We start from the raw sequence: 25,322 nt of genomic DNA, 5'->3' as shown, positions 1-25,322 counted from the left end.
CAAATGAAAAGCAGAATTCTTACGATAGCAGGATCAGACTCAGGGGGCGGAGCAGGAATTCAAGCAGACATAAAAGCAATTACTGCCCTTGGGGGATATGCCGCCTCCGCTCTAACGGCTCTTACTGCACAGAACACTTTAGGGGTCTCAGCAATTGCGGCTGTGGATCCAGATTTTGTGGTGGCCCAGATCAAGGTTGTTCATGAAGATATTGGCCTCGACGCCATAAAAATTGGCATGCTTCATCGTGTTGAGGTGGTCAATGCAATTGCGGATTATTTCGATAGTTGCGGATCGCTTCCACCCATTGTTTTGGATCCGGTTATGATTGCAAAAGGCGGTGCCGCGTTAATTCAGGATGATGCCCAAGAAGCCATGATCGAAAGGCTTGTCCGTCCGCATACAACACTTCTGACACCTAATGTCCCGGAAGCAGAAAGACTGTCAGGTCATAAGATCAATGATATGGAAGATGTAAAACAAGCGGCGGAAATATTGCTTGGAATGGGGCCGGATGCAGTCTTGATGAAAGGTGGGCATATGGACGGGGCTGTCGTTGTGGATACTCTTGTCACTCCAGGTGACTACATTCTCTATGACCATCCCCGCGTTGAAACGCCTCACACCCACGGCACTGGCTGCACATTATCCTCTTCCATTGCGACAGGCTTGGGTCAAGGGCTGGATATGCCAAGTGCTGTGGATAGGGCATTGCGTTATGTAGAGCTTGCTATTGAAAATGCGCCAGGTCTGGGCAAAGGGCATGGTCCCTTGGATCACGGTCACAATATAGCCCCGTTTTAAGCGAACAGGTTTATAATCGCTGAGGGATCAGGTGTTGCGCCACTAGGCTGACTGGGACCTGTCGGTTGATCTCCGGTATCTGATCCAATTACTTCGCCTGTTTCAGGGTTTTCGCCGCGCCGCTCCGCGTCCCGAATTGAATTTAACTCAATCTGTGCATCCAGTTTGCGTGCAGAAGCGGTTGCAGCTACTTTTCTGTCTTGGGCTGACGGCTCAGCCGGAGCGAGGGCAGCCCGAATGACGGTGTCCATCTTCTGAATGGTTGCTTCTGGATCACCAGCAACTGGGCTTGCGTCAATTTTCACTTCGCCGCCGACAGCATACCGCTGATTATCAGGGCCACTTTGATAGGTATAGGTTGGAGATCCGGCATATTGCCCGCCAACAGCAGCGTGAGCTTGCTCATGATTTCGAACTTCCCGGTCCCGCGCTTTAAGCTGCTGTACAATCGCCTGCTCTTCCTCGGTGAGGCCTAGTTGGTTTTCGCTCTTACCAGCTTCTTGAAGAGCGGTTACAGCATCTTTGGAAAGCTGTGCAGCATTGTAACCATGATTGGCAGCGGACGGGCTTGCCTCAGTTGTCGGAGAGTTTTGATGCGGGGCCTCAGACGCAGAAAGCCCTGACAGGTTACCGACCACGTTACTGGCTGAAATAACTGCAGGGCTATGTGCAAGTGATACCGAAGCGAGCATCCGAAAATCCTGAGAGGGTTTTCGTTAAATTTGCAGATCTAGCGGATTACGCTGAGAGCGACCAGCTGTATCGGTTTGTTCGCCGTCGGGAACTTCACCGCGTGCGTCAACGCGTGCTTGCTCAGCGTCATTCTCTTGCCGTTGAACTTCAGCATTCTGAACATTTGCAGTGCCTTCTGCTTGATCTTCAGTGATCGCACCGACAACAGCCTGTTCATTGGTATTTGCAGTCACTTCATTTCGGGCAGTTGTTGCTTGTTCTTCCTGAACTTGCTGTAGGGCCGTTACCGCTTCTACAGAGATCGGCGCGCCGTTTGTCGCTGGAACTGCTGCAGCAGTTTCTGAATTGGCAGGTGCTGGCGCCTCTGGAGCGTCTTGTTGAACTGCGTCGAAATGTTGTTCCGGAATTTCCGGTTTGTGGACAGGGGTGTGCTGAGCAACAGCCGCGCCACCAAAACCAACGGATGCAGGAAACATAATTAAGCCTTTCGGAATTTCTATGCCGTTTGTATGCCTTCTGGCACACATGAATATCTTTACATTCTAATTATTAAGGATGTATTAAATTTTGCGTAAGATACAAGGAAATCAGCGGATTTCAATCACATTCTCTTGATCAGTTCCACCAATTTATCCAACTCGTTTTCGTCATTGTAGTAATGAAAAGAGGCGCGCACGAGTGTCGGCAGTGCTCGCCTTTCCATATCATAACGGGTGGAACTAGTTGTTGATGTGGAGACATTCACATGCTCTTTGAAAAGCTCGGCCTTGATATCCACAGCATCCCTTTTCTCATGGGCGAAGGTGACCATACCCCCTTTATGAAGTCCCAGATCGTGAACAGATACACCCGGAATTTGGGAGAGAGATTGACGCGCAGTTGCTGCAAGAGAGCATAGCCTATCGGAGGCTTCGGCCATTCCGACTTCCATGTAATAATCGGCAGCAACTCCCATTCCGATCAGATTTGCAACACTGTTTTCCCAGTTCTCAAAGCGGCGAGCATCTTCGCGCATTTTGTAGCTGTCTTTGGTGACCCATTCTGCACTATGCAGATCAAGAAAAGGAGGTTCCAACTTGTCTAGGAAACCTTTGCGCACATAGAGAAATCCTGTTCCCCGTGGACCGCGCAGGTATTTACGGCCAGTTGCCGACAACATGTCACAGCCAATTTCTTCCACATCAATAGGAACCTGACCAACTGACTGGCAGGCATCCAAAAGATAAGGGATATTGTATTTCTTGGCGACCGCTCCAACCTCTTTTGCAGGATTAATCAACCCGCCGTTAGTTGGGATATGACTGATGGAAATGAGTTTAACATCCGGTCCTATTTTCTCTTCAAGGGCGACGACATCAATCTGACCGTGCTCGTCTGAGGGAACAACATCAATAACAACCCCTTTGTTTTTTGCCATTTGCAGATAGGAAATCACGTTACTGGCATATTCAGCTTCGGCTGTCAGGATACGGTCACCTTTCTGCCAATTGAGACCGTGGAAAGCCATTAGCCAGGCATAAGTGGCATTTTCTACAAGCGCAATTTCACTTCTATCCGCATTGATCATTTGCGCGACCGCATCATAGGTGCGCTCAAACGCTGGCATGGCGCGCGCATGTGCTTCATACCCACCTATCTGCATTTCAAGATCCAGATGCTCAACAACAGCATCGTAAACCGGTTTTGGCATGAGAGAGGAGCCAGCATTGTTTAGATGTATAGAATGCTGAGTACCTGGTGTTTCCTGACGTAATTTTTTAATGTCCAAAGTCATGTCACTCTCATTTAAGATGTTGTTTTAAAGAACTAATCAGGCGGTCAAAATCCTGATCGGAATTAAACAGGTGGGGGGTTATACGTAAGCTATCTCCGCGCTGTGACAAGAAGATCTTTTCATCTGCTAGCCGGCTTAAAATATCCGCAGGAAACCCGCCCTCTTTTTCAAGGCCAAGAAAATGACCTGCACGGTATTCGGTGGGAACGGAAGTAAGATCGATATCAATCAATTCATTGGCTAATGCTTGATTACGGGCTCTGAGAGTGGCTTGAATGTTGTCGGTTCCCCAATCCAGCAATTGTTCCAATGCTGCAATCATAATTGGAAGTTGAGCAAAATTGGCTCTTTCTCCCATATCATATCTAACAGCGCCCGGCTGATAATCTTCCTGATAGTTCACAAGACCCGCGAAATCTTCTGAACCAGCTCTATTTAACCAGTTTTCTTCCAGCGGGATACCATTTTGGAAATCAGGTGCCGCATACATGAAGCCGACGCTATAGGGACCTAACAGCCATTTATAGGCTGCGACGGCCATGAAATCCGGACGTACTTTCTGTACATCCAGCGGCATTGCTCCCAGTGACTGAGTAACGTCCAGAACCAGTTTTGCATCTGACTGATCAAGTTGTTGCCTGACTTGTATCAGATTGATTAGGCCTCCATCCGCCCAATGATTGTGAGGAAGGGCGGCAACGGCGGTTCGTGGGGTGATATGTTTCTGAACGGCTTGCGTCCAGTTTCGGTCCTCTGGCCGGGCAACAGTAATGATGGTTGCGCCACTTTCTTTCGCCGCCCTTTGCCAGCAGTAGATGTTGCTTGGAAACTGATCTTCCAGAACCAGAATTTCATCACCTCTTGTCAACGGTATATTGGCGGCGGCAATTGCAAGTCCATAAGAGGCTGACGGTATGATCGCTATGTCCTGCGGTGCAGAGTTGATGAGTTCGGCAGCCAGTTCCCGAAACCGATCTGAATCGGTGAAAAAGTCCTTCGGTGTCAGTTCCCAAGGATTTGATTTTCGAAGTAAGGCTTTTTGCCCAGCCTCCGTAGAGGCTTTCAAAAGCGGCGACATATACCCGCAATTGAAGTAAGAAACTTCCTCAGGAATATCAAATAAATGGCGTTGGCATTCGATCATAATCTGTCTCTATTTTGCATGCCAAAAACCTTATTGAAAAGGAAGATTGTTCGCCAGCCTATAATTGTCTTAAAGACAATTCACTGAACGGGATTCGTACAACAGGGAGGTGCCACATCTCAGATCTCTCCGGAAATGGGTAGCCAGGAAAAGAAAAAGATATGTATTGCAAAGTTATGACAGAGTAATTCAACATTGATCCCATTAATGCGCAACTAAATCAATTCAACCCATTGTGTTCCTTGGGATAGGCAAATGTTTGGCTGCGGCCTCGATCTGTAAGCGTGCAAATAAATATTTGTTTGCTGGCAAACGTGTATCTGCTGTTTGAATTGGGCGTTTTTGTCGCAGTGCAAAAAAGTCCGTTGACAAACCGGCATCTCTCCATATTTTCGTCTGTGGGCCACATCCCCCCACCGGGATGCTCTAGACTGGAAGGTTTAGTATAACATGACAGACTTAATGCGTCCGGAGAGACGCCCTAACTCTCCTTTATTTTCATCCGGCCCATGCGCCAAGCGCCCCGGATGGTCTCCTGAAACCTTGAATAATGCATTCCTTGGTCGCTCGCACCGTGCAGCGGAAGGTAAAGCGCGTCTGAAATCCGTCATTGACGAGCATCGGGCAATTCTGGGTATCCCTGAAGATTATAAAATCGGTATCGTGCCGGGATCTGATACAGGTGCTGTTGAAATGGCGCTTTGGTCACTTTTAGGTGCGCGCCCCTCAACAATTCTCGCATGGGAAAGTTTCGGCTCAGGTTGGGCAACTGATGTTGTCAAGCAACTGAAACTGGATGATGCAGAAGTTGTGACAGCGGGTTACGGCGAACTGCCAGACCTGAATTCCGTGGATTGGAAGCGCGATACGGTTTTCACATGGAACGGGACAACATCTGGTGTTCGTGTTCCAAACGGTGACTGGATTGCCGACGACCGTGAAGGTCTTGCCATTTGTGATGCCACTTCTGCCGTTTTCGCCATGGACCTCCCATGGGAAAAACTGGATGTTGTGACATGGTCATGGCAGAAAGTTCTGGGTGGTGAGGCTGCCCACGGGATGTTGGTCCTAAGCCCGCGTGCTGTTGAACGCCTTGAGAGTTACACGCCACCTTGGCCAATGCCAAAAGTTTTCCGCATGACGAAGGGCGGTAAGCTGATCGAAGGCATTTTCCGCGGCGAGACAATTAACACCCCGTCTATGTTGGCGGTAGAAGATGTTCTGGACGCCCTTGAATGGGTGAAAAGCATCGGTGGACTGGAAGGCACAATAAACCGTGCCAACGCCAACACGAAAGTGATCTCTGATTTTGTGGAAGCATCTGACTGGCTGGATTTCTTGGCCGACGATGCCGCAATCCGAAGCACCACTTCTGTATGCTTAAAAATTACAGATAAATGGTTCACGGATCTGTCTGATGAAGATCAGGCGAAAGCTGCAAAATCACTTGTTTCCATTTTGGCAAAAGAAGAAGCCGCATTGGATATCGGTGCTTATCGTGATGCGCCCGCAGGTCTTCGGATCTGGGCAGGATCTACGGTTGAAGCTGACGATCTGGCTGCTTTGATGCCCTGGCTTGACTGGGGATATGCCGAACTGAAGAACACTTTCAAATAATTCTCCTTGGATCAAAGGAACATTCAAATGGTTAAAGTCCTTATCTCTGACAAGATGAGCCCGAAAGCGGCTGAAATTTTCCGCGAACGTGGCATCGAAGTAGACGAAATTACAGGTATGACACCTGAAGAGCTGAAAGCATGTATCGGTCAATATGACGGTCTTGCTGTTCGCTCTGCGACAAAAGCAACTGCTGAAATTATTGAAGCAGCTGACAACCTTAAAGTTATTGGTCGCGCAGGTATCGGTGTGGATAATGTTGATATCCCTGCGGCAACAGCGGCTGGTATCTGCGTCATGAACACACCTTTTGGTAACGCAATCACAACTGCAGAACATGCTGTTGCGATGATGTTCTCACTTTCCCGTCACATTCCAGCAGCCTCTGAAAGTACACATGCCGGTAAATGGGAAAAGTCTGCCTTCATGGGTGTAGAACTCTACGGCAAGGTTCTCGGCATTATCGGGTGCGGTAACATTGGATCTATCGTTGCGGATCGTGCAATTGGCCTCAAAATGAAGGTTGTCGCATATGATCCGTTTCTGTCTCCTGAGCGCGCTATCGAAATTGGCGTTGAAAAGGTGGAGCTGGAAGACCTTCTGGCCCGCGCCGATTACATTTCGCTGCACACGCCAATTACGGATGGAACCCGGAATATCATCAACGCTGACAATATTGCAAAGATGAAAGAAGGGGTCCGCATCATCAACTGTGCCCGTGGTGGTCTGGTCGTAGAAGAGGATCTGAAAGCAGCGCTGGAATCTGGCCATGTTGCGGGTGCCGCTCTTGATGTGTTCGTGCAGGAACCGGCTACAGAAAATGTTCTTTTCGGTATGAAAAATGTTGTTTGTACTCCTCACCTTGGGGCTTCAACCAACGAGGCGCAGGTAAATGTGGCCATTCAGGTCGCAGAACAAATGGCGGATTACCTGCTGGTTGGTTCTGTCACTAATGCCCTCAACATGCCTTCAGTTACAGCAGAAGAAGCACCAAAACTGAAACCATATATGGATCTTGCGAAACAGCTTGGTGGTTTTGCAGGTCAGGTTACAGAAACGGGTCTTAAACGTGTTCTTGTGGAATATGAAGGACAGGCAGCGAGCCTGAACATCAAGCCGCTGACATCCATTATCCTGCAAGGTCTACTTGGCCCACTTCTGGATAGTGTGAATATGGTGAACGCACCAGTTGTCGCAAAAGAGCGTGGCATTGACGTTACTGAAAGCATCAATGAGCGTGCTGAGGATTATCAGACTTTGATCCGCGTCACTGTAACCACTGAAAAACGCAGCCGTGATATTGCCGGAACACTTTATGGTGATAATCGCCCGCGTATCGTCAGTATCAAAGGCATCAACATGGAAGCAGAACTTGGTCCTCACATGCTTTATGTGACGAACCAGGATAAACCAGGTTTCATTGGTGCACTTGGTAGCCTACTCGGCGAAAAAGGGGTAAATATCGCAACCTTCCACCTGGGGCGTCAGGAAGCTGATGGTGAGGCGATTGCCTTGGTCGAAGTAGATTCGGAACTGGACGCGGATACCATCGAAAAAGTTCGCAATCTGCCGCATGTTGAGCAGGTGAAAAACCTAAAATTCTAAGTTTCTCTGCTGAGACTCTGGAAATAATGAAAGCGGTACCTAAAAAGTGCCGCTTTTTTATTCTTCTTGTTGGCACTCATTGCCGAAATGTGCTTTATAGGCGCATGTGATGAACAGTTATTCTGAAAAAGGGCTGCTGCCGGCTGGATTGGCCGATATGCTACCGCCCGCCGCCGCCGCAGAAGCCGAAGTTAGTGAAAACCTTATGCGGGTTTTCAAATTAAACGGCTACCGTCGTGTTAAACCGCCTCTCATTGAATTCGAAGAACATTTGCTTGAAGGTGCAGGCGAAGCGCTCGCTGCAAAGATGTTCCGTGTGATGGATCCTGTATCCCATCGTATGATGGGGATCAGAACAGATATTACGCCGCAGGTGTCTCGGATCGCGACAACACGCTTAAAGCAAGACGCGCGCCCTCTCAGGCTTTCCTATTCAGGTCAGGTACTACGTGTTTACGGGGGGCAGTTACGGCCCGAACGTCAGTTTACTCAGGCGGGTGTGGAGCTGATCGGATCGTCGGAGATTTCTGCCGACGCCGAACTTATTCTGTTGGCTGCTGAAGCGTTGGATACTCTTGGGATCAAAGGTTTCTCAATTGATCTGACACTCCCCACACTTCTTCCTACTATTTGTGAGGAAATGGGGATTGAAAAAGAGCAGGCGGATGCGGCGCGGGATGCGCTGGATCAGAAAGATGCCGCTGTTCTTTCCACCTTTGGAGAGACTCTTTCTCCTGTTTTGGGAGCGCTTTTAGAAGCTGCTGGGCCTGCTGACCGTGCTTTGGATCGGCTGGAGGCACTGACGCTGCCTTCAAATGCGGCCGAGCAAGTGTCTCAATTGCGCGAACTGGTCACTTTGTTGCAGGCGGCAATGCCTTCGCTGATATTGACCATTGATCCAGGTGAATATCGCGGGTTCGAATATCAAACAGGTATCAGCTTTACGCTTTTTGCCAAGAATGTGCGCGGTGAGCTAGGGCGCGGCGGACGATATCATCTTCTGGATGGAGAATGCGCGACAGGTTTTACGTTGTTTCTGGATAGTCTCCTGCGGGCAGTCCCACGCAAAAAGGCAGAAATTAAGGTTTTTCTTCCAAAGGGTACATCGCGACAACAGGCATTGGAGCTTCGCGAAAGCGGATGGATCACGATTGTTGGTCTTGAAGATGTGGAAGATGAAGAACGGGCGGCGAAGAAATTTGGCTGTACCCATGTATTTATAAGCGGCGACGTAAAAGAAATCGCCTGACGTTTCGTAAATTAAGGACTTAAAGTTATGGCAAATGTAGCTGTCATCGGTTCCCAGTGGGGGGATGAAGGCAAAGGCAAGATTGTGGACTGGCTGTCAGAGCGTGCCGACGTGGTCGTGCGTTTTCAGGGTGGCCACAATGCGGGCCATACGCTGGTTATTGATGGTAAAGTTTATAAACTGAGCCTCCTGCCGTCAGGTATTGTTCGTGGTGGAAAGCAATCCATTATTGGTAATGGCGTTGTGGTTGATCCATGGGCGCTCTTGAAGGAAATCGACACACTGCGCGGTCAAGATGTGGAGATCAATTCCGACAATCTCAAAATCGCGGAAAACGCAACGCTGATCCTTCCACTTCATGGTGAGTTGGATGCACTCCGGGAGGATGCGACATCTGCCGTCAAGATTGGAACGACCCGCCGCGGCATTGGTCCAGCCTATGAAGACAAGGTTGCCCGCCGTGCGATCCGCGTTTCCGATTTGGCGGATGAAGACCTGCTGCGCAGTAAAATCGCGACCCTGCTGATGCACCACAATGCCCTTCGCAAGGGATTGGGTGCTGACGCTGTTGATGGCGAGGATCTGCTTAAACTGCTTCTGGAAATCGCACCAAAGATCCTGGAATTTGCAGATGTGGTTTGGCGCCGTCTGGATGAAGCCCGTAAAGCCCGCAAACTTGTGCTTTTCGAAGGGGCACAAGGAACAATGCTGGATAACGACCATGGTACATACCCATTTGTCACCTCTTCAAATACTCTGGCTGGTCAGGCAGCGGTAGGTAGTGGTGTAGGACCTGGTTCTGTTAATTATGTACTGGGCATCACCAAAGCCTATACAACGCGTGTCGGAGAAGGACCTTTCCCGACAGAGCTGTTTGATGAAGTTGGACAAGGTCTTGGTGAACGCGGTCACGAATTTGGTGTTGTCACAGGGCGTAAGCGCCGGTGTGGCTGGTTTGATGCGGTTATGGTACGCCAGGCTGTTAAAACAGGCGGTATCACAGGTATTGCCCTGACGAAGCTGGATGTTCTGGACGGTATGGATGAACTGAAAGTCTGTGTTGGATATCGTATTGGGGACAAGGAATATGATTACTTCCCATCCAACATGGCAGATCAGGCAGCGGTCAAGCCGATATACGAAACGCTTGAAGGATGGTCGGACAGCACCTTTGGGGCGCGTAGTTGGGATGACTTGCCCGCGACGGCAGTAAAATACATCCGCCGCATCGAAGAGCTTATCGAGGCACCCATTGCTCTTGTGTCTACAAGTCCTGAGCGGGATGACACAATTTTGGTAAAAGATCCTTTTACTGAGTAATTTACGAATGTATTAATATGCAAAAAGGCGGCTTTTTAGCCGCCTTTTCTGTTTTAGATTTAGTTTTTAGCTTAACGTCATTTTAACGCTACTCCGTCATTTTGGGGCAAGTTGTAGGTTCGCTGAGCATTCTGTGCTCGGCCTTAGGCAAAATAAATGACGATGGATGAAAATCTTGGACTGCTTCATGGGCGATATCGTATTCAGATGTCGCAACCGCTATCACATCTTGATAGTGGCGAAAACCGCGCTTGTAAGGTAGAGGACACGCGCGACAGCACAAGTCATCTTTTTGCGATTATCCTGAATTCTGGCGTGGTGTATCGAGACGAACTCGTCCAAGATCTCATGAAGAAAAGCCCGCCAGGACTGATCTCGCTACAAAGCCATGGTGTTGTGAAATTCGATGATACGGACTATCGGTATGTTTTCGTTTTTGAACAGCCATTGGGGGGGGCGGTTTATGCTGAGGGCCGAGGTGCAATCAGCGAAAATGTTCTTCTTGGGAAAATTGTCCCGCGTCTTGTTGATCTTCTGATCGATTTTTCCAACCGGAAATTGTCGCACCGCGGGATCCGCGCTGATAACCTGTTTTATATGGAACCTGGCGAGTCAGGCGTTGTTCTGGGTGATTGTGTTTCTACACCAGCCGGCTCGCTACAACCCGCTGTGTATGAGCCTGTTGAAAGTGCAAACGCACTTGCCGAAGGGCGGGGCCGCGGTGATATCATGTATGATATCTACGCTTTGGGTGTCACGATTGTGCATATGTTGGGCGGTGTTCTTCCGGGCGAAGGACGAAGCCGAGAAGAATTGTACGCTGCCAAACTACAGCACGGCAGTTACGCGGTTCTGGTACCCAAAATTCCTGCATCAACACGTGTTGGATTTCTGCTTGCGGGCCTTCTCAATGATGATCCGACACGCAGGTGGAATGTTGAAGTTTTAAAACGCTGGCGTGATGGCGTTTATGAAAGACCCAGACCAGGTTTTGGAGACAGACAGGCCCCAGGTCCAATTGTTTTTGAAGAACAGGAATATGTGTCTCCTCGCTTGTTATCTCTTGCAATGACCCAACGCCCCGCACAAGCGTTCACATTGATGGAAAATGGCAAGCTGGAAAGCTGGGTTCGCAATTCTTTGGGCGATAAAGATGCGGCAACGCGCATGGCTGAAATCTCATTGAAGGGGATTGCCAGCGGACGGGGGCGCCAGGGAGATACCCAGAGTGTTTCAAAAGCCTGTGCAATTCTGGATGGAGACGGGGCTTTTTGGTATCGCGAAGTGTCTTTTTCAAGAGGCGGATTTCCAAGTTTACTTGCCTGTGCCTTTCGAGTTGCAGGCGCGTTAAAAAACTCCATGGCCGAATTGCTGGAAAATGGGACCTTGCTTGATGTTATCTATTCTGACGTCTCAACAAAGCCAGCGGCCACAGGGCTTGTACCTGGTAAGAAGAAGGAAAGTTGGCTCAAAATTAATCTGGCGACAGAGTGTTTTGAATATATGGAGAAGCGAGACGTTATCGGCTTTGGCTTAGAACGCTGTTTATATGAACTAAATCCACAGTTGCCATGTTTAGGGTCAGTGTTTGAAGGGGCTTTTGTGAAAGACGTTGAAACATTAGTGGACGTTTTGGAAGCACGGGCGCTGAAAGCGGATGGCAATATCAAACCTTTTGACAGACATATCGCCGCCTTTTTGGCTGCCAGAAATAAATCTCTGGCAAAGCATTTTCAGAAATTCAGCAGCATGCAACCCGGTGGCATCGAATATACGTTGCATTTGGTGGCCTTGTTCGCCAGGTTGCAGACGCTTATCAGCCCCTCTCCAAAACCCGGTTTGGCAGCTTGGGCCGCAAAAATTTTGAAACCCTTCATCAAGTCAATAAATTCGGATATCAGACGGGAAACCATACTGAGAAAACTTGCAAAAGCGGTCGAAACTGGAAATATCGATCGGATCTTAAAAGACATTGATTTGCAGAACAATATGAACCGGGATGGCCGTGAATACCGTCAGGCGCTACAGGTGTTCATAAAAATTGTTGAGGGGATGCGAGCGTTGGAAGCCGGTACTGAGGCGCGCAAATTGGCAGCGCAGAAATACGGCCATTGGCTAGCATCCATTATTTCAATCGCAGCTCTGATGACGAGTATGGGGCTCTCCTACATGTATTTTTTGAGGTAAAAAAGTGAGTGCAGATCAAGCAAAAGAGGCGACAAAAGGTGTCTTGCCACTGCTCATTTTTTTAGGAGTGGGGGCTGTCGTTGCACCTCCGACTATTATAGTTCTGACGGTTGGCATGATCCCAAGTATCGTTGCGACTTTTGTAAATCCAAGTCGTGTCAAAGGTAGTATCGCCGCGATGACTGCACTAAATCTGGCAGGTGTCGTCCCTGTTATTGGTTTCCTGTGGGAGAGAGGGCACACGATCGATCAGGCTATGCGGTTACTTACGGATGTGTTCATGTGGCTGTTGATGTTTGGTGGCGCCGGGATAGCAGCTTTCCTCCTTTGGGGGGTCCCCATTGTTGTGCAGGGCGTTTATGAAGTCCAAGCTAGGCACTTAGTTGGAAAGCTCGAAAAAAGACGGATGAAGATGATCGAAGAGTGGGGCGGTCGGATTGTTGAAGATTCCAAAACAGGCGTGCCTGGGTCAGCCAAAAGCCAAAAGAAAGAATCCGATACAAAAGAATAAAAAATCTACATGAATGTGTAATGCTTTGATATAGTTCCTGTAACGCAACAAACAAAACGGGGACAACCATGTCAAACCATGTCTATTGGATTATCGAAGCCGATGTAAAAGACGGCAAGCTGGACGAACTTAAAAGCCTGATGGTAGAGATGTCAGAAGCGACCAAGGCCGATGAGCCTGGTGCACTAAACTATGAGTGGTCTCTCAGCGAAGATGAAAAAGTCTGTCATATCTTTGAACGTTACACAGATTCTGACGCAACTATGGTCCATATGGGTAATTTTGGAAGCAAGTTTGCAGGCCGGTTTATGGGTGTACTTAAACCTACAGCATGTACTTTATATGGTGATCCGGATGAACGGGTTCAAAAGGCGATGAAGCCTATGGGATATGTTCCTATGAAATCGGCGGCGGGTTTCTCTCGCTAATAAAAAAGGGCCCGAGAGGGCCCTTTTGTTTTTTAATGACTGCTTTTTTACATCGCTGTCAGGGCAAGACCACTAAGAGCAATAGCTGCTCCAGCGATACGCAGTACAGCAGGGGCAACAGTTCCGATCCCTAAGCCGAGTACATGTAAGGCAGCTGTTGAAACAGTCATGCCAGCCGCAAATGTCAGTACTGAAGCTGTCGCTGGAATTTCAGCACCGTGTGCGACACCGTGGAACATGGCAAATACTGCAATCATGGTTGCGGAAACGACCGTTGGGATTTTACGTCCAAAGGCAATTGCTGCACCCAACAGAACAACGGATCCAACGATACCGGCTTCAACAAATGGAACGTTAAGGGCAGTCAAGCCAAGTGCACCGCCTGCCAGCATAGCTACGACGAAAAGTGCTGGTAGTGTATATTTGCTTTTGCCGCCGCTTTGAACTGCGAATAGGCCGACAGCGACCATTGCCAAGATGTGATCCAGTCCAAGAAGTGGGTGGGAAAGGCCAGAGATAAGGCCGCCTGCATCATGACCGGTGTGGGCCAGAGCTGGTGTGCTGCCAAGGGCAATAAGTGCTGCGGATAGCGTAATGGTACGTTTCATATCGTGCCCCCTGTTGGTTGGGTGGGTTGTTTCTGATTGATAGGTTATCGAGCAATCATAGTCGCTTTTCTCGCAAGTGCAACATAATGAAGATGCGCACAAAAAAAGCCGCTCCACAGCGGCTTTTTCATATTGAAAAGGTCATTTAGTTCAAACGCTCTTCAAACGCTTTGGCTTTTACTGCCTTCTGTAGCTTTTCGAAGGCGCGAACTTCAATCTGACGAACCCGTTCGCGGCTGATGCCGAACTCCTGGCTCAGATCTTCAAGTGTCAAAGGGTCTTCGCGTAGGCGGCGATGAGTGAGAATATGCTTCTCGCGGTCGTTCAGGCAATCCATTGCGCTTTCCAGCATTGCTTTACGGCGTTTCAGCTCTTCACTTTCCGCATATACGGTTTCCTGATTTGGACTGTCATCTTCGAGCCAGTCCATCCACTCTCCTTCGCTATCAGCACGCATTGGCGAGTTCAGGCTATGATCCGGCGCAGTAAGGCGGCGGTTCATGTTGACAACTTCTTCCTCGGACACGCCTAGTTTTGTGGAAATGGTCTCCACCTGTTCTGGTGTCATGTCGCCATCATCAATGGCTTGTATTTGGCCTTTGACTTTGCGGAGGTTAAAGAAGAGTTTCTTCTGCGCCGCCGTTGTCCCCATTTTCACAAGGGACCATGTGCGAAGAATGTATTCCTGAATGGCAGCCCTGATCCACCACATTGCATATGTGGACAGTCGAAACCCTTTTTCAGGTTCAAATCGTTTAACGGCTTGCATCATGCCGACATTGCCTTCGGCGATCAATTCTCCAACGGGGAGGCCATATCCGCGGTAACCCATGGCAATCTTGGCCACAAGACGTAGATGGCTCGTCACCATTTTGTGAGCGGCTTCCGAATCCTCACGTTCCTTCCAGGCTTTTGCCAGCATGTATTCCTCGTCTGGATCCAGCATTGGGAATTTGCGAATTTCCTGAAGGTAGCGCGTCAACCCACCTTCAGGTGTGATGGTTGGCAGAGACGAATTGCTCATTTGGTTTTAAACCCTCTCCTTGTTGATGTAGCAAGTTCCGGATCACTGCTATCTTAGCCAGCTTTTATGAAACTTCTACGTAGTATAAGGGATATTGGTTTACTGTCGTTACGCGATCAGCGCACTCCTACCCCCGAAATGCATGAAGCAGTTTCTTCATGTCAGATGGGAATTCTACCTCAAATTTCAAGGGTTTGTTTGTGATGGGGTGCACAAAACCAAGGGTTTGTGCATGTAAAGCCTGCCTTGGAAATTTGCGTATGACATTTTGCCGGGCTTCGGGAAGTGATTTTGTACGGCTGAGTTTGGGCCGCGTATAGACAGGATCGCCCACTAAAGGATGACCTTCTTTAGCCATATGCACCCTGATCTGGTGGGTTCTACCTGTTTCTAAATTGCATTTTACCAGACAGGCGATGTCTTCGAAGTTTTCTTCAACTTCATAATGGGTAATCGCTTCTTTCCCGCCGTTTGTCACGATTGCCATACGCTTTCGATTATGGGGGTCGCGCCCGATGTTGCCCTCAATCGTACCGGATAGAGGATAAACGCGGCCCCAGACAATGGCGCGGTAGGTTCTTTCGATGTCATGATTTTCAAATAGCGTGGCCAGGCCCTGATGAGCAGCGTCCGTTTTTGCAACTACCATCAGACCACTGGTTTCTTTGTCAATACGGTGGACAATGCCAGGGCGTTTTACCCCTCCAATCCCAGAAAGGCTATCGCCGCAGTGAAAAAGCAATGCGTTGACAAGGGTGCCGCTCCAATTTCCTGCCGCAGGGTGAACGACCATACGGGCGGGCTTGTTGACCACAATCAGATGTTCATCCTCAAATACAATATCGAGGGGGATGTCTTGTGGTATCGGATCGGGATCGCGGGCTTCCGGAATTGTGATCTCATAAATTTCGCCTTCACGAACGCGGCGTGAAGGATCCGTGATAACTTCACCAGCAAGGCTTGCCTTGCCATCTTTAACCAAAGGTTTTACACGATTTCGGGAAAGGCCCCCTAATTTTTCCGCAAGAAACCTGTCCAGACGTTCTCCAACGTCTTCGGCCGAAACTTCAACTTGATGTGTACCTTCAGGTGATGGCATATGTGGATATCCGTAAAGAAACTATACTGGCAGATCTTATGACAGAAGAAGAAGTTCCAAACACCACTTTTCTGAAATCCGTTGTGATTATTCTCGGAATTTTAATTATTGGTGTGGCATCCCTGATCGGTGTGACGATTTATAAGCGCGCAACGAAGACGACAGAAACCGAAACAGTGCAGGAAATTCCGCTACCAACAGGTATCGTCACCAGCAGTATTTCAAGTTTTGGCGAAGTTAACATCAACGTTCCCGCTGGCTTAAGTGTGGGATCTGTTAAAGCGGATCAAGGCTTACTGTTGATTACATATGAACGATTTGAAAAACCTGAACTCATTCTGGTGTTTAGTCCGGCAACCGGAAAAGAGATTGGCCGTCTTTTGCTGAACCCTTGAGCCAGACATGCAGTTGTGCATTACATCTGAGCATATGAAACAATTAAAGGACTTGGGGAGACGTTGCTATCCTGAGGAAGCCTGTGCTTTGCTCATCGGAAATGATGCATGTGTGTCTCAGGTTATTGTGTCAGAAAATATTGCCAGTGAGCCAAAGCGGTTTTTTGAAATTGATCCCACGGTTCGGATTAAGGCGGAAAAACAGTGCCGTGAAGACGGTCGCGCGGTTATAGGTGTCTTCCACTCGCACCCAGATGGGGATGCCAGACCGTCAAAGACGGATGAGAAGATGATCTACGAGCCAGATCTTTTTTGGCTGATCGCTTCTGTTGATAATGCAAATAAAATTGAAATCGCTGCTTTTCACCCATCTTCCGATGATGGGTTTGAAAAAGCTGAATTGAAGATAGAAGGAAAATAGAGCTAATGTCAGCCATTACGCGCAAGAATTTTGCCAGTGATAACGCAGCTCCCGTTTGCCCGGAGTTGATGGATGCATTGCTGCAGGAAAATCAAGGGCCGGCAATGGGCTATGGTAATGACCAGACAACAATTCAGATGGAAAAACAGCTTCAGGATTTGTTCGGCTGCGACTTGCGTGCGTTTCCCGTGGCAACAGGAACAGCGGCAAATGTACTCTCTCTGTCTGTGCTGACACCTTCCTACGGCTCGGTTTATTGTCACAAACTTGCCCATATTGAAGGGGATGAATGCGGGGCGCCAGAGTTCTACACTGGTGGGGCCAAACTCGTTTTGCTGGATGGAGATGCAGGGAAACTTGACCCTCAAGTTTTGGAAGACGCCTTATCCAGGACTGATCCGGAAAATGTGCATCACGTCCCGCCAAAGGCCATCAGCATTACTCAGACAACTGAATGTGGGACTGTTTACACACCTGATGAGGTGGCTGCTGTCGGTCAGGTGGCAAAAGACTATAATCTCGGCTTGCATATGGATGGTGCGAGATTTGCCAATGCAGTTGCCTCTCTTGGATGTCATCCTTCGGAAATTACCTGGAAAGGGGGCGTTGATATCCTTTCTTTCGGAGCGACAAAGAACGGAGCCATGGCTGTTGAAGCGGTTGTCTTTTTCAATCAGGAAAAAGCCAAGGAATTTGAGTTTAGACGTAAGCGGGGGGCTCACCTGTTCTCAAAATCCAGATACCTGTCAGCGCAGCTGAAACGCTATGTGGAGGACGGTCTTTGGCTTGAAATGGCGGATCATGCCAACCAGATGGCGACCCGTCTGGCGACAGGACTTGCTTCCAATAATGAAAATCCGATTGTGATCGATCATAGTGTGGATGCGAATATTCTTTTTGTAACCCTTTCTGAAAAAATGATCACAAATCTTGAAGAAGATGGTTTTCTTTTCTACGTGATGGGGAAGCGGAGCGAAGGAAATGTGAGACTTGTAACGTCGTGGAATACTACAGAATGCGAAGTAGATCGTTTTCTTGAAGTTGTCAAAATCAGCGGTTAAGTCAACCTTCACTCAGATACTCGTGAGCGGAATTATTAAAGAGGGAATATTTTGGAAGCATCAATCGTCAAATTCTGGGAGATCCTGAAGGATGTCTGGAATGATGGATATATGGGTATTGAATTTAACGCCATAATTCCCGCGCTTGCTATTTTACTCGTTGCCCTGACACTCAGAGGGGTCTTCACAAGATTTGTTGTCAACCGGCTTATAGGTCTGACCCGCCGCACCCGTAACAGCTTTGACGATCAGATTGTTGATGCACTGGAAGGGCCAATTCGCTTCGTTCCTATTGTCATCGGCGCTTATGCTGCTATTGAAATCAGCGGTTTCGCAGACAAAGAAGTTTTGAACGGCATGTCTGATCATATCGTCCGTTCTCTCATCGTATTTAACCTTTTCTGGGGATTATTTTGTCTTGTAGATCCACTTCGCTTTTTAATGAGCAAGCTGGAGCAGATATTTTCAGAAGAGATGGTCTCTTTCACGATCAAGGTACTGAAAGGACTGGTTGTTTGCCTTGGTGCTGCGACTATTTTGGAATTATGGGGCATTCAAGTAGGTCCGATTATTGCGGGTTTTGGACTCGTTGGTGTTGCCGTTGCCTTGGGTGCTCAGGATCTATTTAAAAACCTGATCAGTGGTTTTCTTATTCTTGCAGAGAAACGCTTCCATGTGGGGGACTGGGTGCTTGTTGAAGGCATTGTTGAAGGAACTGTTGAGAAAATCGGGTTCCGCTCCACAATGATCCGCCGTTTTGATAAGGCACCGACCATTGTTCCAAATGCGGTATTTGCTGATAAGGCTGTCACTAATTTTTCAGAAATGACCTATCGCCGGATTTACTGGAAAATTGGTGTTGAGTATTCCACATCAGTTCAACAGCTTCAGGCCATTACGGAGCAAATAAAGGATTATCTGATTGGGAACCCCGATTTCGCTCAACCAGAGGAAGCTACTTTATTTGTCGTCACTGATAGCTTTAATGCGAGCAGTATTGACATCATGATCTACTGCTTTACCAAAACGACTAATTGGGGTGAATGGCTCTCGATCAAGCAGGATTTTGCATACAACATCAAGCAGATCGTAGAAGGTGCGGGAACCGGGTTCGCCTTCCCGTCCATGACAATATATCGAGGAAAAGAAGGGGCCGATATTCCGGAAGCGTTTGTCCCACCGAGCGAGGGAGTTGGAAAAAGCACTCAGGTCTCAACTAATCAACCTCATGGAAATGAAGGCGAAGGCTGAACTACTCGGGCTTTACGCCAATCTGAATATGATAGGTGAACACACCCTCTTTTTCTTCTTGAGAAAGAAGGGTGTGGCCGTCTGTATGGCAGAAATGGCCAAAGTCAATCTTTGAGGCCGGATCTGTCGCAGTTACTGTCAGGAGGTCCCCAATCTCAAGTGTTTTTGCCAGTTTTTTTGCTTTTAAAACCGGCAATGGACAGCTTAACCCTGTGGTGTCAAGAGAGTGTTCCTGCACAATCAATTCCTTCAGTGATACTTGAGGGAACTATAGCCACAAACGAGTGGGGATCAAGCAATCAGCTGAGGGCGCGTTTCAAAAACTTGTCCAGCACATCATCCAGCTGCTCTGCCATAAATATTGTGTGACCGTCTGGGTTTAGAAGTCTGAAATTATCGTGAATGTCACGGATGATGAACCTGTTCTGACTGGGCGTTTCGCTAAACATAACCACCCCGACATTTTCAGTTTCGGTATGACACATAATATTTCGGCGGAGCTGTGCGGGTATGGAATTTAAGAAAGCGTATCCGCACCAATGGGCAGCTCCTGACAGTTTTTGAAATTGTTGCTTCACCGTTGAAACGTGAAAAGGTTCTAGAGATCGAGGGTAGATCAGATTGGTCGCTGCGATCGGAACGCCAATTTCAAGATTATCCAGATCAACCATCCTGCTCTCCTCTTTAAAAGTTAAACGCCATCATGGGTTTGGCTTTTGTCAGAAATACGATGACTCTGTGGCGTTAACAGGAGGTTTAAATAAGCATTCAAATTTAATTGATGAGAAAAGGCTAAACAAAATAATGGTTTGATGATTGAGGTTAACCATTTTTTACCAAGTTTTGGGGATATTAAGCCGATTTGCCAATGGTAAAATCAGAGACTGATTCGGTAACTGTAAATACTTTGTTCGAATGCTAATGATGCAAGATACTACAAAAAGTGGAGCTCAATCTTCGGCCCCTCCTTCCAATGCGAAGGGGAGTAAGGTCGTGCAGCATCATGAAATCGGGCAAGTCGGGCAGTTTCTTCGCAATTTTGGCGGTAGCAAGGAACAGGCTACCAAATCTCTTCTAGCCAGTAGCCTTCAGATTGTCGGCTTGGATCAGGTCAAAGAGAAATATGCCCAGCAATGGGAGAAGCTGGAGAAGCGTGTTGATCAAGCGGTGGAAGCTTTTTTCACTAAAAAGCTCGGCAAAAAGGACATGTTTGTGAAAATGGCGGAAAGCCGTTTCGCTCTTCTTTTTGCTGATACGACTTACGAGGAAGGCCTTAAAAAAGCCAATCAATTGGCTAAAGAGCTACTGCAACTCTTATTTGGGGAACTACCTGATCAGGAAGTGGTTTCTATCGAAACAGTAGTTTTGGATGTCAATCTGATCGAACATATTAGTGAATTTAACTCACCAGACGAACTGGTTGAGTACCTGAATTTTGCTGTTTCTGATGTTGAAGAGGAAAAACAGGAAAATGGCTCTTCCAAAGCGAAGGAAATAAATTCTGTCCTCTTTCGTTCTGTTGTTAATTGCCAGAAAAATCTGGTTTCCATGACTGAACTGCTGCCTTGCAGACTGGTTGATGGAAGAAAAGAACGTATCGAAAATTCGGAACTTGCCGCCTTGCATGGTCAGCGGGAAAGAGCAGGAATTGATTACAGCCTTCTTCATGAAAGCAAGGCTGCCATGAGGTCACTGGGTAACTTGGGAAACAAGCCGTTGGTATTTGCCACGGTTGATTACGATACTTTGGCCAACTCCTATCGGCGATACGAATATGCAGGGATTATCAAACAGTTACCTGCGTACACTTTGAAGCATCTCGTCATAAACATTACCAATATTCCTGATGGTATTTTGAACAGTCGTATTCGGCAAATTCTGACTACGTTAAACCCACTTGTTCTTGGGTTTGTTTTTGAGGTGGGGCCTGACTGGAATGAATTTGACACTGTGAGTGATCTTCCTGTTTTCGGAATTAGTTTCTTTGGGGATTACGAAGAAGATCTGTTATGGATTGAGCCTCTTATTGAACGGGCCAAGAGTCATGGCTTTAGGACCTTTTGGCGGGGGGTTGAAAGTGATGACATCGCACGCCGTGCGTTTGAAATAAACGTAGACTATTTAAGCGGTGACGTTATCGGCCGAGTTCAGGAAACCCCTGTATCGCCCTTTTCGTTAGGGCGAAAATCACGCATCGGCTAGCGGGTGAATGTGGTGAACAACTCCACATGATTTGACCATCTGAACTGATCCACTGGTGTTATGGGGCCCATCTTAAACCCGTAATCAATAAGTACTTCAGCATCTCTTGCAAAGCTCTTCGGGTTGCAGGAAATAGCCAAAACTTTGGTGATTTTTGATCGCGCAATTTCTTCTACCTGCGCCTTGGCACCAGCACGCGGTGGGTCGATGATCACCGTATCAAATGGCTTGAACTCATCCGCAAGGAGAGGGCGTCTGAACAGATCCCGTGTTTCCGTTTGGAGAGGCAGCATCTGCCTGTTCGCCGCAATTTTCATATTATCTGTATGGTAAGGGTTGCCTTCTACAGCTAAAACTTCGCGGGCGTGCTTGGCGGCAGGAAGTGAAAAGGTGCCGCAGCCTGCAAACAAATCGACGACTTTTTCTTTTGACCCAAGTTCAGCGCAAACAAGGCGGATAAGTGTTTCCTGACCATGTTCAGTAGCTTGCAAAAACCCTCCCGCAGGAAGTTGGGTCTCTACATCGCCAACAGTAATGACAGCGGGCCTGACAGCAGCGATCTGATCCTGAAGTTTCTCAACATCATCATTCCAAGTCAGGCGGCATAGTTTGTGATCTTGAGCAAACCGCGCCAGTTTTTCACGGCCTTCCAAATCCAGACTGTGTGCCGTGGCAATAACAAGATCAATCCCGTTATTTGTCATAGTCAGGGTAAGGCGGGCCTGACTATTTCGCGCCATCAATTCAGGAAGCAGGATGCGAAGCGGTTTCACCAAGGCGAGCAATTCTGGAACCAGCAAAGGGCATTCGCCTACATCAAATATTTGATGAGATTTGGGTCTGTGATACCCGATCATTACCCCTTTTTTGCGTTTCGCGGCGACAAACTCAACCCGCCTGCGGCTGTGTATTGGGCTGGTTTCAATCGGTTTAATTTCTGGTAAAGGTAGCTCTTTTGTTTCCAGTGCTGACGTGATGAGTTCGCTTTTCCAGTTTTCAACAAACTCATTTGTCAGATGTTGTACATTACACCCCCCGCAAATGCCGTAATGTTTGCACTCTGCAGGGACGTGTAATTCTGATTTTTTCAGGAACTCATCTACTTCAGCCGCATTGCCCTGGCCGCGTTGTTCTGAGTTTTGGATAGACACCACATCGCCCGGCGCAGTGTAAGGCACGTAATAGCTTTTACCGTTCAATGTACCGACACCGTCACCGGCTACCCCGATATATTCAATCTCAACTTTATCGCTCATATCGGGCTCCTATCAGGAATTCAGTATTGCCGTCCCCCCCTTTAATGGGGCTGGGTGTTACGCCAAGGCTTGACCAGCCTTCCAGGCCATTAATCCAGTCTTCAATTCGCTTTGCGGCGGCGGCGGCGATTTCCGGGTTCTTTACAATGCCACCTTTCGCAATATTCTCACGGCCAACCTCAAACTGCGGTTTAATCAAAGCGGCAAGATAGGCGCCTGATTTACAGAGAGAAAGTGCAGCGGGCAAGGCTTTTTCCAAAGAAATAAAACTGACATCACTGACAATCAGATCCAGTGGTTCCGGTATGACGTCAGCGGAGAGGGTTTTAGCATTCACCCCTTCCATATTAATCACACGCGGGTCTGACATAATCGTGGGATGCAGTTGATCATGTCCCACATCAACAGCGTAGATTTTCTGAACATCCCGTTCCAGCAGAACTTCACAAAATCCGCCGGTTGATGCGCCAATATCCGCGGCCACTTTTCCTTTGGGGTCGATATGGAAGTGATCGAGGGCCTTGATCAATTTCAAAGCACCGCGACCAACCCATTGTTTTTCATCTGACGACAAGGTTAGCAGCGCACTATCACTCACTTTCTGGCTGGGCTTTCTTGCTGGCTCTCCATCAATCTCAACAAGCCCTTCCTGGATAAGACTTTGCGCACGGGCGCGGGTTGGCGCAAGTCCTTGCGATACAAGCGCCATATCCAGTCGTTGGGAAACCATTACCTAGAGAGAGGAAATGTTTTTGGAGCTGTCTGACTCAATGTCGAGCGCCTCCAGTGCAACGGAGATCATCTGCGCAGCATTCAGGCCAGCTTCGTCATACATTTTTTCAGGTTTTCCGTGATCCACATATGTATCGTTCATGCACATAGGGCGGACTTTAATGTCCCCATCAAGAAGACCATTCATGGCGAGGAACTGCATGACGTGACTTCCAAAACCACCTACAGATCCTTCTTCGACGGTTAGAAGAAGACTATGCTCTGCGACCAGTTTGCGAATGAGGTCTTCATCCAGTGGTTTGCAGAAGCGTGCATCGGCAACAGTCGTAGAAAGACCAAGGCTATCGAGAGCCTCAGCCGCTTTGATGGCTTCTTCCAGACGGGTGCCAAAAGACAAAATGGCGACTTTGCTTCCTTCTTTGACGATACGGCCTTTACCGATTGCGAGAATTTCACCTTCCTCAGGAAGGTCAACGCCAACGCCCTCGCCGCGTGGATAACGGAATGAAATAGGGCCATCATCATAGGCCGCAGCAGTGGCCACCATATGGGTAAGCTCCGCCTCGTCAGCGGCAGCCATCACAACCATATTGGGGAGGCAAGCAAGATAAGTCGTGTCAAAGGAACCTGCATGTGTGGCACCATCCGCGCCAACAAGACCTGCCCGGTCGATGGCAAATCTTACGGGTAGATTTTGCAGATCCACGTCATGAACAACCTGATCATAACCGCGCTGTAGGAATGTAGAATAGATAGCAACAAAGGGTTTGATGCCTTCGGTCGCCAACCCCGCTGCGAAAGTTACAGCATGTTGTTCAGCAATACCTACATCAAAGCAGCGGTCTGGAAATTCTTTAGCAAAATTGGAAAGACCTGTGCCATCTGGCATTGCAGCAGTGACAGCAACAATATTTTCGTCTTTTATGGCTTCCTTCATCAAAGCATCCGCAAACACCTTGGTGTAGGAGGGGGCATTTGGGATGCCTTTGTCCTGAGCACCTGTCACAACATCAAACTTGGCAACACCATGATATTTATCAGCAGCGGCCTCGGCAGGAGCATAACCCTTGCCCTTCTGTGTCACGCAGTGGATAAGGATAGGCCCGGTTTCTGAATCCCTTGCATTTTTGAGGACCGGGATCAGATGTTCCATATTATGCCCGTCAATCGGACCAATATAATAGAAGCCAAGTTCTTCAAATAAAGTGCCACCTGTGACCATGCCTCGGGCAAATTCTTCGGCACGTTTGGCTGTCCGCTCCAGTGGGTCGGGAAGGCGCGATGCAATCTGCTTCATCAATTCACGGATATTGCGATATGAAGGTCCGGATAGAAGCCTTGACAGATAAGCACTCATGGCTCCAACGGGAGGGGCGATGGACATATCGTTGTCATTCAAAATGACGATTTGCCGGCTGTCCATAGCGCCGGCATTGTTCATGGCTTCATATGCCATGCCGGCACTCATGGAACCATCGCCGATCACAGAGACAACATTGTTGGTTCGGCCTTTAAGGTCACGACCAACAGCCATACCAAGCCCCGCGGAAATTGATGTGGAAGAATGTGCTGCACCGAAAGGGTCATATTCACTTTCAGATCGTTTCGTGAAGCCTGACAAACCGCCAGCTTGGCGAAGTGTCCGAATGCGATCACGGCGTCCTGTCAGGATTTTATGCGGGTAACATTGATGCCCCACATCCCAGATTAGGCGATCTTCGGGGGTATTGAACACGTGGTGTATAGCAACCGTTAGCTCAACCACACCAAGCCCGGCACCCAAGTGGCCGCCCGTTACGGAAACAGCATCAATGGTTTCCTGACGAAGCTCGTCAGCCAATTGTTTGAGCTGATCGATGGTAAAATTCCGCATATCTTTGGGTTCTTTTACCTTATCCAGCAACGGGGTATGTGGTCTTGTGCTCACAATAATACTCGATT

At 48.3% G+C, this 25,322-nt stretch carries 25 protein-coding genes; 13 read left to right on the top strand and 12 right to left on the bottom strand.

Annotated elements, in window-relative coordinates; all coding sequences use genetic code 11:
* The first annotated feature begins 3 nt into the window (after positions 1–3).
* Positions 4–804, top strand: a complete 801-nt coding sequence (thiD, locus tag GUA87_RS13980; protein WP_193717221.1) for a bifunctional hydroxymethylpyrimidine kinase/phosphomethylpyrimidine kinase — start codon at positions 4–6, stop codon at positions 802–804.
* Here thiD and GUA87_RS13975 read toward each other — a convergent pair.
* From GUA87_RS13975 to GUA87_RS13960, 4 genes are all read right to left on the bottom strand, one after another.
* On the bottom strand, positions 801–1,496 hold the full coding sequence (locus GUA87_RS13975; RefSeq protein WP_193717220.1) for a putative metalloprotease CJM1_0395 family protein: 696 nt from the start codon (positions 1,494–1,496) through the stop codon (positions 801–803). The two genes, thiD and GUA87_RS13975, sit on opposite strands and share 4 nt — an antisense overlap.
* A gap of 24 nt (positions 1,497–1,520) precedes the next feature.
* On the bottom strand, positions 1,521–1,973 hold the full coding sequence (locus GUA87_RS13970) for a hypothetical protein (protein WP_193717219.1): 453 nt from the start codon (positions 1,971–1,973) through the stop codon (positions 1,521–1,523).
* Positions 1,974–2,098: 125 nt separating this feature from the next.
* Entirely contained in the window at positions 2,099–3,271 is a 1,173-nt protein-coding gene (locus tag GUA87_RS13965) for an aminotransferase class V-fold PLP-dependent enzyme (protein ID WP_193717218.1), read from the bottom strand.
* 7 nt (positions 3,272–3,278) lie between these two features.
* Positions 3,279–4,415 carry an aminotransferase class V-fold PLP-dependent enzyme gene (locus GUA87_RS13960; protein ID WP_193717217.1) on the bottom strand — a complete coding sequence of 379 codons (1,137 nt, stop codon included), beginning with the start codon at positions 4,413–4,415 and terminating at the stop codon, positions 3,279–3,281.
* Between the two features lie 450 nt (positions 4,416–4,865).
* Between GUA87_RS13960 and GUA87_RS13955 the strand changes: the two genes are divergently transcribed.
* The 7 genes from GUA87_RS13955 to GUA87_RS13925 all read left to right on the top strand — a co-directional run bounded on the left by GUA87_RS13955 (position 4,866) and on the right by GUA87_RS13925 (position 13,332).
* Positions 4,866–6,032, top strand: a complete 1,167-nt coding sequence (locus GUA87_RS13955) for a phosphoserine transaminase (protein WP_193717216.1) — start codon at positions 4,866–4,868, stop codon at positions 6,030–6,032.
* Positions 6,033–6,059: 27 nt separating this feature from the next.
* On the top strand, positions 6,060–7,637 hold the full coding sequence (gene serA / locus GUA87_RS13950) for a phosphoglycerate dehydrogenase (protein ID WP_193717215.1): 1,578 nt from the start codon (positions 6,060–6,062) through the stop codon (positions 7,635–7,637).
* Positions 7,638–7,746: 109 nt separating this feature from the next.
* The gene (locus tag GUA87_RS13945) at positions 7,747–8,886 is read left to right on the top strand and encodes an ATP phosphoribosyltransferase regulatory subunit (protein ID WP_193717214.1); all 1,140 of its coding nucleotides are present in this window, start codon (positions 7,747–7,749) and stop codon (positions 8,884–8,886) included.
* A gap of 27 nt (positions 8,887–8,913) precedes the next feature.
* The gene (locus GUA87_RS13940) at positions 8,914–10,206 is read left to right on the top strand and encodes an adenylosuccinate synthase (RefSeq protein WP_193717213.1); all 1,293 of its coding nucleotides are present in this window, start codon (positions 8,914–8,916) and stop codon (positions 10,204–10,206) included.
* A gap of 156 nt (positions 10,207–10,362) precedes the next feature.
* On the top strand, positions 10,363–12,393 hold the full coding sequence (locus tag GUA87_RS13935) for a hypothetical protein (RefSeq protein WP_193717212.1): 2,031 nt from the start codon (positions 10,363–10,365) through the stop codon (positions 12,391–12,393).
* Between the two features lie 4 nt (positions 12,394–12,397).
* Positions 12,398–12,904, top strand: coding sequence for a hypothetical protein (locus GUA87_RS13930; protein WP_193717211.1), 507 nt, complete (start codon positions 12,398–12,400; stop codon positions 12,902–12,904).
* Between the two features lie 68 nt (positions 12,905–12,972).
* Positions 12,973–13,332: a putative quinol monooxygenase gene (locus GUA87_RS13925; RefSeq protein ID WP_193717210.1), complete on the top strand. Its 360-nt coding sequence runs from the start codon at positions 12,973–12,975 to the stop codon at positions 13,330–13,332.
* A gap of 47 nt (positions 13,333–13,379) precedes the next feature.
* On the opposite strand, the gene GUA87_RS13920 is transcribed toward GUA87_RS13925, so the two are convergent.
* From GUA87_RS13920 to GUA87_RS13910, 3 genes are all read right to left on the bottom strand, one after another.
* Complete coding sequence (locus GUA87_RS13920) at positions 13,380–13,940, bottom strand: HupE/UreJ family protein (RefSeq protein WP_193717209.1); 561 nt, start codon at positions 13,938–13,940, stop codon at positions 13,380–13,382.
* Positions 13,941–14,085: 145 nt separating this feature from the next.
* Positions 14,086–14,964, bottom strand: coding sequence for an RNA polymerase sigma factor RpoH (gene rpoH, locus GUA87_RS13915; RefSeq protein ID WP_193717208.1), 879 nt, complete (start codon positions 14,962–14,964; stop codon positions 14,086–14,088).
* A gap of 127 nt (positions 14,965–15,091) precedes the next feature.
* Positions 15,092–16,063, bottom strand: a complete 972-nt coding sequence (locus GUA87_RS13910) for an RluA family pseudouridine synthase (RefSeq protein WP_193717207.1) — start codon at positions 16,061–16,063, stop codon at positions 15,092–15,094.
* 2 nt (positions 16,064–16,065) lie between these two features.
* Here GUA87_RS13910 and GUA87_RS13905 point away from each other — a divergent pair, with 2 nt between their 5' ends.
* From GUA87_RS13905 to GUA87_RS13890, 4 genes are read left to right on the top strand one after another with little or no spacing between them, the layout of a single operon-like run.
* On the top strand, positions 16,066–16,458 hold the full coding sequence (locus GUA87_RS13905) for a hypothetical protein (protein WP_193717206.1): 393 nt from the start codon (positions 16,066–16,068) through the stop codon (positions 16,456–16,458).
* Positions 16,459–16,465: 7 nt separating this feature from the next.
* The gene (locus tag GUA87_RS13900) at positions 16,466–16,879 is read left to right on the top strand and encodes a M67 family metallopeptidase (protein WP_227712011.1); all 414 of its coding nucleotides are present in this window, start codon (positions 16,466–16,468) and stop codon (positions 16,877–16,879) included.
* Positions 16,880–16,884: 5 nt separating this feature from the next.
* On the top strand, positions 16,885–17,940 hold the full coding sequence (locus tag GUA87_RS13895) for a threonine aldolase family protein (protein WP_193717204.1): 1,056 nt from the start codon (positions 16,885–16,887) through the stop codon (positions 17,938–17,940).
* A gap of 51 nt (positions 17,941–17,991) precedes the next feature.
* Positions 17,992–19,191: a mechanosensitive ion channel family protein gene (locus tag GUA87_RS13890; RefSeq protein WP_227712009.1), complete on the top strand. Its 1,200-nt coding sequence runs from the start codon at positions 17,992–17,994 to the stop codon at positions 19,189–19,191.
* Position 19,192: 1 nt separating this feature from the next.
* Here the strand turns inward: GUA87_RS13890 and GUA87_RS13885 are convergent, their stop codons facing one another.
* Both GUA87_RS13885 and GUA87_RS13880 read right to left on the bottom strand, forming a co-directional pair.
* Positions 19,193–19,429: a sulfurtransferase TusA family protein gene (locus tag GUA87_RS13885; RefSeq protein WP_321575918.1), complete on the bottom strand. Its 237-nt coding sequence runs from the start codon at positions 19,427–19,429 to the stop codon at positions 19,193–19,195.
* Between the two features lie 61 nt (positions 19,430–19,490).
* Complete coding sequence (locus GUA87_RS13880) at positions 19,491–19,862, bottom strand: hypothetical protein (RefSeq protein ID WP_193717202.1); 372 nt, start codon at positions 19,860–19,862, stop codon at positions 19,491–19,493.
* Positions 19,863–20,184: 322 nt separating this feature from the next.
* Here GUA87_RS13880 and GUA87_RS13875 point away from each other — a divergent pair, with 322 nt between their 5' ends.
* Entirely contained in the window at positions 20,185–21,393 is a 1,209-nt protein-coding gene (locus GUA87_RS13875; RefSeq protein WP_193717201.1) for a hypothetical protein, read from the top strand.
* Here the strand turns inward: GUA87_RS13875 and rlmD are convergent.
* Genes rlmD through dxs form a run of 3 tightly spaced genes read right to left on the bottom strand, consistent with a single transcriptional unit; the run spans position 21,390 to position 25,308 of the window.
* The gene (gene rlmD / locus GUA87_RS13870) at positions 21,390–22,649 is read right to left on the bottom strand and encodes a 23S rRNA (uracil(1939)-C(5))-methyltransferase RlmD (protein WP_193717200.1); all 1,260 of its coding nucleotides are present in this window, start codon (positions 22,647–22,649) and stop codon (positions 21,390–21,392) included. The genes GUA87_RS13875 and rlmD overlap by 4 nt on opposite strands.
* Positions 22,639–23,379: a TlyA family RNA methyltransferase gene (locus GUA87_RS13865; protein WP_193717199.1), complete on the bottom strand. Its 741-nt coding sequence runs from the start codon at positions 23,377–23,379 to the stop codon at positions 22,639–22,641. The genes rlmD and GUA87_RS13865 overlap by 11 nt, the downstream gene beginning before the upstream one ends.
* A gap of 3 nt (positions 23,380–23,382) precedes the next feature.
* The gene (gene dxs, locus GUA87_RS13860) at positions 23,383–25,308 is read right to left on the bottom strand and encodes a 1-deoxy-D-xylulose-5-phosphate synthase (protein ID WP_193717198.1); all 1,926 of its coding nucleotides are present in this window, start codon (positions 25,306–25,308) and stop codon (positions 23,383–23,385) included.
* Between the last annotated feature and the right edge of the window lie 14 nt (positions 25,309–25,322).

It is taken from the genome of Sneathiella sp. P13V-1 (genome assembly GCF_015143595.1).
Taxonomy (GTDB): Bacteria; Pseudomonadota; Alphaproteobacteria; order Sneathiellales; family Sneathiellaceae; genus Sneathiella.
This window is presented reverse-complemented; position numbering and strand designations above follow the sequence as displayed.